The 9,304-nt window shown below is 34.8% G+C and carries 9 protein-coding genes; 4 read left to right on the top strand and 5 right to left on the bottom strand.

Translation table 11 applies throughout. The features are described 5' to 3' along the window. From AP058_RS00175 to AP058_RS00165, 3 genes are all read left to right on the top strand, one after another. Window positions 1-2,128, top strand: a 2,128-nt coding sequence (locus tag AP058_RS00175) for a gliding motility-associated C-terminal domain-containing protein (protein WP_157492508.1), incomplete at its 5' end; no start/stop codon positions are given. 53 nt (window positions 2,129-2,181) lie between these two features. Next, window positions 2,182-3,093 carry a type IX secretion system membrane protein PorP/SprF gene (locus AP058_RS00170; protein WP_066305360.1) on the top strand — a complete coding sequence of 304 codons (912 nt, stop codon included), beginning with the start codon at window positions 2,182-2,184 and terminating at the stop codon, window positions 3,091-3,093. A 10-nt stretch (window positions 3,094-3,103) separates the two neighbouring features. After that, window positions 3,104-5,044, top strand: a complete 1,941-nt coding sequence (locus AP058_RS00165) for an OmpA family protein (RefSeq protein WP_066305358.1) — start codon at window positions 3,104-3,106, stop codon at window positions 5,042-5,044. A 288-nt stretch (window positions 5,045-5,332) separates the two neighbouring features. Here the strand turns inward: AP058_RS00165 and AP058_RS00160 are convergent, their stop codons facing one another. From AP058_RS00160 to AP058_RS00145, 4 genes are all read right to left on the bottom strand, one after another. Further along, window positions 5,333-6,328: a metal-dependent hydrolase gene (locus tag AP058_RS00160; protein WP_066305356.1), complete on the bottom strand. Its 996-nt coding sequence runs from the start codon at window positions 6,326-6,328 to the stop codon at window positions 5,333-5,335. Between the two features lie 12 nt (window positions 6,329-6,340). Next, the gene (locus tag AP058_RS00155; RefSeq protein WP_066305354.1) at window positions 6,341-6,697 is read right to left on the bottom strand and encodes a type II toxin-antitoxin system HigA family antitoxin; all 357 of its coding nucleotides are present in this window, start codon (window positions 6,695-6,697) and stop codon (window positions 6,341-6,343) included. Window positions 6,698-6,716: 19 nt separating this feature from the next. Beyond that, entirely contained in the window at window positions 6,717-7,028 is a 312-nt protein-coding gene (locus AP058_RS00150) for a type II toxin-antitoxin system HigB family toxin (RefSeq protein ID WP_066305350.1), read from the bottom strand. Window positions 7,029-7,234: 206 nt separating this feature from the next. Further along, a complete protein-coding gene (locus AP058_RS00145) occupies window positions 7,235-7,606 on the bottom strand; it encodes a helix-turn-helix domain-containing protein (RefSeq protein ID WP_231739439.1) in 372 nt (123 codons plus the stop codon). A gap of 53 nt (window positions 7,607-7,659) precedes the next feature. Here AP058_RS00145 and AP058_RS00140 point away from each other — a divergent pair, with 53 nt between their 5' ends. Then, on the top strand, window positions 7,660-7,974 hold the full coding sequence (locus AP058_RS00140) for a HipA N-terminal domain-containing protein (protein ID WP_066305347.1): 315 nt from the start codon (window positions 7,660-7,662) through the stop codon (window positions 7,972-7,974). A gap of 272 nt (window positions 7,975-8,246) precedes the next feature. Here AP058_RS00140 and AP058_RS00135 read toward each other — a convergent pair whose 3' ends face one another. Continuing rightward, complete coding sequence (locus AP058_RS00135) at window positions 8,247-9,005, bottom strand: metallophosphoesterase (protein WP_066305336.1); 759 nt, start codon at window positions 9,003-9,005, stop codon at window positions 8,247-8,249. Between the last annotated feature and the right edge of the window lie 299 nt (window positions 9,006-9,304).

Below are 9,304 nucleotides of genomic sequence, written 5' to 3'. Positions count from 1 at the left end.
AGATGTAGTGATTGCTGATAAAGAAGTTCCAGTTATTACTTGTCCAACTGCGATTGCTCAAAATACAGATACAGGAAAATGTACGGCAAAAGTTACCATTGCAGATCCAACGGCTACTGATAATTGTTCGACTACCTTTACTTTTACAGCAGTGCGTTCTGATGCATTAGCATTGACAGCGGATTACCCAATTGGAACAACAACTATTACTTGGTCTGCAACTGATGCAGCTGGGAATACTTCTGCAACTTGTACTCAAGTCATTACTATACTTGGACCAATTATAGCAAATGATGATATAGGAATTACTGTAAATGGTTATGTAGGTGGTATTGCAGTTTCAAATGTATTAGATAATGATTCTTTGAATTGTCTTACTGCATCAACAAGTAAGCTGCAATTGGAAGTAACTACTCTGTTACCATCAGGAATTAATTTTAACAAATTAACTGGTGAAGTAACTGTTGATCCAAACACAGCTACAGGGAATTATACTGTTGAGTATACCATTTGTGAGAAATTAAATCCATCAAATTGTAGTACTGCTAAAGTAACAGTGGTTGTTACAGCGGCAGTAATCAAAGCAAATGACGATACGCCAGCAGCAGTCAACGGGAAAGATGGTGGAAACACTACAACTTCTGTTTTAGATAATGATACGCTAAACGGACAACCAGTAGTTGCATCAGAAGTTGATTTTACTCCAAAAGGCGTTTATCCAAATGGAATTAAATTGAATCCAAGCGGAACAATTACAGTAGATGCCAATACTCCTTCAGGGAATTATACTGTTGAGTATACAATTTGTGAAAAATTAAATTCAACAAATTGTAGTACAGCTTCAGTAACTGTGGTGGTTAAAGCGGCAGTAATCAAAGCAAATGAAGATACGCCAGCGGCAATCAACGGGAAAGATGGTGGAAACACTACAACTTCTGTTTTAGAGAATGATACGCTAAACGGACAACCAGTAGTTGCATCAGAAGTTGATTTAACTCCAAAAGGTGTTTATCCAACTGGAATTAAATTGAATCCAAACGGAACAATTACAGTAGATGCCAATACTCCTGCAGGGAATTATACTGTTGAGTATACCATTTGTGAAAAATTAAATCCATCAAATTGCAGTTCAGCTTCAGTAAAAGTGACTGTTCAAGCACCAGGTATCAATGCAAATAACGATGGTCTGGTAACGGTTGACGGAATCAACGGCGCAGTGGCATTTTTAAATGTGCTAAGCAATGATAATTTGAACGGAGCCACGATTAATCCGTCGCAGATCACCTTAGTTTCGAATAACATTCCAAAAGGAATAGTTTTAAATGCTGACGGAACTTTAGATGTAGCACCCAATACTGCCGGAGGAACCTATACATTCGATTATCAAATTTGCGAAATTGCAAATACTACTAATTGTGCAACAGCAAAAGTTTCTGTTTTTATAGAAAGACCTGCTATCACATTGGTAAGAACTGTGACCTTTAATGATGAAAACGGAAATGGCGTTGTCGATTCAGGGGAGACCATTACCTACTCGTTTACCGTTACCAATACAGGAAATACTACCTTGCAAAACATACAAATTACAGATTCATTAGAAGGCTTGATCATACTTGGAGGACCAATCACATTAGGAATTAATCAAATTGACATTAATTCATTTAGTGCCAATTACACTATAACTCAGAATGACATTAATAAAGGTACTATCTCCAGTCAAGCAACAGTAGTTGGATTTACCAACTCTGGAATTCAAGTAGACGATTCTTCGGATTATAAAGATGCAATCAAAGATTATCCAACTGTTCTTCCTTCTCAAAGTTGTGTAATTAAGATATTCAACGCTTTGTCAATAAACGGAGACAACACGAACGAAAGATTCTATATTCAAGGAATTGAATGTTATCCTGATAATACTGTCGAAATTTACAACAGATGGGGAGTATTGATTTTTGAAAAAAGCAACTACGATAATGTAAATGTTGTATTCAAAGGATTTTCTGAAGGAAGAGTAACTATAAAAGAAACAGGTGGTTTACCAGCTGGAACGTATTTCTATGTTCTGAAATACAAGGATAGCAGTTTAAAAGCAAATCAAAAAGCGGGCTATTTATATATAACAAAGTAAAATAATATGGACTCAACGTTACAACCAATGAGTCCATATTTAAAATTAAAATTATGAAAAAAATTATTTTGTTGTTTCTGTTTTCTTCAAGTGCATTGTTTGCACAACAAGATGCTCAGTTTACACAATACATGTACAATACTATCAATATAAATCCAGCCTATGCAGGATCAAGAGGAGCTTTAAGCATTTTTGGATTGCATCGTACACAATGGGTCGGATTAGATGGCGCGCCAGAAACCAGTAGCTTTTCAGTAAATACTCCGATCACCAATAGTAATATCGGGCTAGGTGTTTCTGTGATTAATGATAAAATTGGACCAACGAACGAGAATACTTTCTCTGCAGATTTGTCTTATACTGTTCCAACTTCACCTGATTTTAAGCTTTCTTTCGGTCTTAAAGCTACCGCGAATCTATTTAATTTAGACATCAATAAATTGAATCCTGAAAGCCAAGGAGATCCTCAGTTTCAAGATTTTTCAAGTAAATTTTCTCCTAATATTGGAGCTGGAATATATTGGCATTCTGACAAAGCTTATATTGGTCTTTCGATACCAAATTTTATAGAAACGGATCGTTATAGTGATGCTGATGTTGCTATTTTTAAAGATAAAATTAACTACTATCTAATCGCAGGTTACGTATTTAATCTAGATCGTTACGAATACATTAAATTTAAACCAGCGCTTTTAACAAAAATGATTGAAGGCTCACCTTTACAAGTAGATGTTTCTGGAAATTTTATGTTCAATGATAAATTTACTGTAGGGGTTGCTTACCGTTGGAGCGCTGCTGTTAGTGCTATGGCAGGTTTTCAAGTCACTGATGGATTGTTTATTGGTTATGGATATGATAAAGAAACTACCAATTTAAGCAACTATAACTCGGGGTCTCACGAAATTTTCTTACGATTCGAATTCTTAAAAAACTACAGCCGAATAACTTCACCTCGATTCTTCTAAACCTACGATTATGCAAATTAAAAAATTACTTTATACGGGTTGTCTCGTTCTTCTGGCAGTAAGTGGAATTGCACAAAGCGGTACCCTCTCCACTGCAGATAGTAAATATCAAGAATATGCCTACATCGACGCTATTACTACGTACGAGAAAGTAGCGGAGAAAGGTTATAAAGACGAACAAATGTTTCAGAGATTAGGAAATGCCTATTATTTTAATGGAGAGCTAGCACGATCTTCAAAATGGTATACTGCTCTTTTTGAAATGAATCCACAACAGGAACCAGAATACTATTATCGGTATGCACAAGCTTTAAAAGCAGTTGAGAATTACAGGAAAGCAGATCAGATGCTAGCACTTTTCAATCAAAAGACAAAAACGGATTCTAGAGGAATATTGTTTGCTAAAAATACAAATTACTTAGAGCAAATAAAATTAAATTCAGGACGATTTGAAATAGCTGATGCAGGTATCAACTCCCCCTACTCTGATTACGGAAGTGCTTTTTATAAGAACCAACTGGTATTCGCTTCGGCAAGAGATACGGGCGGTGTAGCTAGAAAAACATTTAAATGGACTAATAAATCATTTACAAATTTGTACTCTGCACCATTGGAGGCAGATGGAACTCTTGGTAAGCCGAAAAGATTTGAAAAAAAAATCAATTCGATATTTAATGAATCGACTCCCATTTTCACAAAGGATGGCAGTACGATGTATTTTACTAGAAACAACTTCTTAGAAGGTAAAAGAGGAAAAAATGATCAAAAAATCACTTTGTTAAAACTCTACAAAGCTAATTTTATGTATGGAAAATGGGCCAACATTACCGAACTACCGTTTAACAGTAACCAGTACAGTGTTGCACATCCGGCGTTGAGTGCAGATGAAAAAACTTTATATTTTGCGTCAGATATGCCTGGAACTTTAGGTCAATCTGATTTGTTTAGTGTCACTATAAATGCAAATGGAACTTTTGGAAGTCCAAAAAACCTTGGAAAAACCATCAATACGGAGGGAAGAGAAACTTTTCCTTTTATTTCTTCTGATAACGAATTGTATTTCTCAAGCGATGGAAGACCTGGTTTAGGTGGTCTTGATGTTTTTGTTTCTACTATAAATAATAACGGAGGTTTTGGAGAAATTCAAAATATTGGCGCTCCAATTAATACTAAGCAAGATGACTTTGCTTTTGTAATCGATAGTAAAACAAAAAACGGATTTTTCTCATCAAACAGAGATAATGGTAATGGCTACGATGACATTTACCGCTTTACGGAGACTAAAAAATTAGTTTGCGAACAATACCTAATCGGAACAGTGACTGACTTTGAAACAGATAAACTGTTGGAAACAGCTATAGTCACTTTACTAGACGAAAACTTCACTAAACTAGAAGAGATAAAAACAGGCTCAGATGGACGGTATTTTTTTCAGGTAGTTTGCGGGAAATCGTATTATGTAAGAGCTGCCAAGCAAGAATTTGAAACGAAAGAAATACCAGTGACAATAGAGCAATCTACTGGAAAAACAAAGCTTAAAATTGCCTTAGAGAAGCGAATCAAACCAATAGAAATTGGAACAGATTTAGCTAAAACATTAGACATACCGATTATTTATTTTGATTTAGATAAATCGGCAATCACAAAAGCGGCAACTTTTCACCTAGAGAAAATTCTAGCAGTACTGCAGCAATATCCAAAGATGAAGATTGACGTTCGCTCGCATACAGACAGCAGACAGACTGCTAAGTACAATAGTATTTTGTCAGAAAACAGAGCACAATCGACTATAAAATGGTTGATCAAAAACGGAATAGCAGCCAATCGATTAACTGGAAAAGGATATGGAGAAAGTAAATTAGTAAATGGATGCGGAGACGGCGTAAAATGTTCAGAGGCCGAACATCAATTGAACAGAAGAAGTGAATTTTTTATTGTTAAGATAGAATAACTTTGCAATTCGATGCTTGGTAAAGTCACTATATCAATTGTAGCAAAGCGCAAGACCAGGAGACTGTATTGATGTACTACCCATTTTAGTACTAGTATTAGGGTTTGAGGTAAAACACCTCTCCCCTGCCCAGGATAGCAGCGAAAAGCCCGCAAAGGAAAGCGGCCTTAAAAAACAAAACCCAAAACAGCGACCAGCGGAAGCTCGTTTTGGGTTTATGTTTTTATGGACGGTGACTGCGGACTTGAAGTGGATAGCCTGAATTGGCAGCATCAATATTAAATGACTTTAATTGCCCTTTAAACGAGTAAATATTTTTTGAAGCAGTCTCTTACCATCCCGCTTTTCTTTAGGAACCTCAACGGCTTTCAACTCAGAGTTCGTTTCCTTAAATTGATAACTGAAGGCGAATTGTGGATTGTTTGGCGTGTCATTTAATAGTCCGAAACGCAAATCGTTAAAGTAGAGCGCGCCATTCTTTTTTGATATTATATACCAACCTTCACTTATTTTTTCAAGCTTTTTGAAATCCGAATTCCCGTTGAGTTCAGCTTCCAAATTTGGGTTTTTGGCGTATCGAACAAACGAAATTGGTTGACTGTCAAGAAGCGAATAATCGCCCAATACGTACGCATCGGCGGTCGCAATATTGGCGTTCCATAAAATAAGATTGAAAGCGGTGGGTTTTACAATGATCTCAGAATAGGTAATTCCTTGATTTATAAGCGCTTTTTCAAATTGATTTAGCGCATATAATTTGATTCCGCACGAAAGCAACAAATAACTGCTGCTTATGATTAAGCCTCGTAGAATGTATTTTTTACGCAGCAATAAGTCCTTTGTTCGCCAAACCATTATTACGCTGATTAACAAGGGAATTGTGTATAGCGGATCGATGACGAATATGGTTTTTAGGGCGAATCGAGTCTCGACCGGCCATAATATTTGGGTGCCCCAAGAGGTAAACATATCGAGCAAAACGTGGGTAAATAAACACCAAAAAACCATTGAAGTGGCGGTCTTAAAACTGATTTTTTTATGTTCGAATTTTGAAATTAGCCAGCCCAAAAACGGCGACAATATCACATATAAAAATAAAGAATGGCTGATGCCGCGGTGAATCATCACGCCGTTTACAGTATCCATAAATAAACCGACGAGGACGTCTAGGTCGGGCATTGTTCCCAATATAGCACCATACAAAAAAGTCCTATTTTTGAGCGCTTTGCCCGCACATACTTCTGCAACGGCAATACCTAAAACGATTTGTGTACATGAATCCACAATTAAACTGTTTTACGCATTATGAAAAAAGGCTTCTGCTGGAATATTAAAATAGTTTTTAAGCTTTTGAGCCATTTTTAGCGTAATTTCTCGCTTGCCAGAAAGTATTGCTGAAACGTGTCCTTTACTCCCAATAATAGGTTCTAAATCTTTGTTTTTCATTCCCATTTCTTGCATTTTTATTTTAATAACTTCCAAGACATCCAATTCGGGCAAAGGATAATTTTTATCTTCAAAATCTTTTATCAAAATAAGTAAAACACCTAGTTCCTCATCTTCTGGCGTGTCGGGTTCTGCGTGAAATATTTGCATTGCACGCTTTACAGCTATTTTATGTTCTGCTTCGGTTTTTATTACTTTCCAGTTCATTTCTTCCAGTTTTTAAGTGCTATAATTTTTCGTCAAATTCAATGGTTTCGACATCGATTTTATCATATTCGTTGTGTATTCCAAACCAAATGGAATAGCAGGTTCTTCGTCTAAAGTTGAATGAAACAACCAGTCTAAAATCATTTCCTTTGATATTAAAAACGACTCTTTGATTGTTTACTAAACATGCATTTCCGTAAACTTCCTTTAATTCATTAAAATTGTCAAAATCCCTTTTAGAAACTTCGCTATACCACATTAATAATTGATTTTTTGCAATTGGGTATTTTTGAGTATAATAAATTATGGTGTTTCTACTGATTATATTCATTGGTCAAAGGTATCAAATAGTTTTCAAATTGAAAACCATTTGTATGGTCTATTAATGCTCCTTTCATTCGGTCAGTTGCATTATATTTTTTCTTTATTAGTATAAATGGTGTAAGGCTTACGAGTATTTTGCTCAAGCGTGGTGATAATTATTTCACTTTTATAGAAACGTTTGATTTCTTCTTTTTCAATATCATTTCCTCGTTCCTACACTCTTATAATGACCGCTGTACTTTGTTCCTGCCAATCAATTTTATCAAAATCTGTATCCCAAAACAGAACTTTTCTTAAGAGTTTTAAGTCAGGAGTGTTTTGTTTTGACTTGCTCTTTTGTTCTTTAATGTCATAATAAGTTTGAAGCAAAGGAAGAGAGCCTTCTTCTAAGTTTAGTTTCTCTTCAATCTTCAATACTAAAGCAATATTAAGTCTTCTTCTGCCTTTTGTAATTGTATTTAAGGTTTGTGGGTGTTCTCCAATGGAAAGAGCAAAAGCGCGTTGTGAAATCGCTTTTTTGTTCAGTAAGCGTTCCAATACAATTCCAGGATGGATACCTTTGCATTTTTGTATTAATGAATTCATAACACAAACATAAAAAATTTTGTTTATGTTTTTTTAACTCTAGCTAAATAATCATGAGGAAAGCTATCGTATTCGTTCACGGAAAAAGAGCTGGGATTTTGACTGAAATAGCTTCAAACGAGTATCATTTTGAGTATGATGAAAACTATGAAGGCGAAGTAGTATCGTTAACCATGCCTGTAAGCCATAAAAAATATTGTTATAAATCCTTATCTCCTTTTTTTGAAGGCTTATTACCTGAAGGTACTATGTTAGAAGGATTTTTACGTGTTTCAAAAATTGACAAAAATGATTGTTTTTCTCAATTGGTTACCAAGGGAAATAATTTAGTAGGTACTGTAACTGTTAAATTAATGGAAGATGAGTAGCTGTCCAACTGTTCTTCATTTTTAACTTTAAAGTTGTAACAAATTTTTGCCAAATTTGTTACAAAATACCCCGATATCCTACTTCTATTTTTAGCGGCCCCTCTTGGCGTTTTTTAATTTGTTAATTCTTAGTAAATTAATTTTTTAATTAATTTTTTTCATATGTTGTTTGACGCGTAAATAGTAAATATTTGCGACAAAATTACTACTACATATTTTAGTGCATGGTGTTTAAAACAAAATTAATCAAGTTACAAACTAACTTCTAATTTTTATATTGAGAAAACGGCATCATTTCTGTAATATTCATTCTCATGGTATTTAATATAGCCTAATTGATTAGTAACCAGCTTTGTTTTTCCAATAGTAAAATCGGATACATTACAATGATGGTGACCGTAAATCCAGTAGTCAATTTCGCTATCTTCTATAAAATTGAACATTTCTGTACCAAATGCTTCATTTATGGTGCTATTGGCATATTTCTCAGGATAGTTCATAAATGTTGGAGGATGGTGTGTGATTACAACCGTTGGGATCTTAGTTTTATTTTTCAATGTCTCTTCCAAAAACAGCCTACATTCACTATGGATTTGGTTATAATCATCCACTGTGAGCCGTTTTTCATTATTTCGAATTACTCGAAAATCAGAAAGAGACTGTTGAATAATAAATTGTTTTTCGGTTGAAATTTGCGACCATAAAGTTGAAAACACAAACCGTACACCGTCTATGGTTTTTACAGTATTGTTTAGAAGAGTAACATTGTGCCTTATTTGTTCCTCGAATGAACTGCTTCTTTTGGTAATGTCAGAATTGTAATATTCATGGTTGCCAGGTATCCAAAAAGTATGCTCAAAATGTTCAGAAACATAATCAAAGAATTTTTGATGTTGGTGCATTTCTTTAAACAATACAATATCTCCAGCCAAAATAAGAATGTCTCCTTTTGGATCAATTGGATTATCCAAAACCCATTTACGGTTATCTAAAAATTCTAAGTGCAGATCGGAACAATATTGAATATTCATTGTTTTTAAAGAATTAAAGAATTGATGTCTAGGTGTTTCTAAGCTGTCTAATTTGCTGAATTTTGTCTACACCGGTTTCCTGATCCCACTTTTCTCTGTAAGACAGTATATAGAAAGAAGTTTCTAATGGGCGATTTCCCAATAATATCGGCATAGTTTTTTGTAAAGTAGCAATACTTTATCGTTGCCACAATTGTCAAGCAAAAAATCTAATAGCTGACCTATGGCATTTTAGTATGATGTGTTTTTTATTTTCAAGGTTTGCTCGCCAACATTAAAAGCATAAAGTGCCGATGGTA

It is taken from the genome of Flavobacterium sp. TAB 87, from assembly GCF_001529295.1.
Taxonomy (GTDB): Bacteria; Bacteroidota; Bacteroidia; order Flavobacteriales; family Flavobacteriaceae; genus Flavobacterium.
This window is presented reverse-complemented; position numbering and strand designations above follow the sequence as displayed.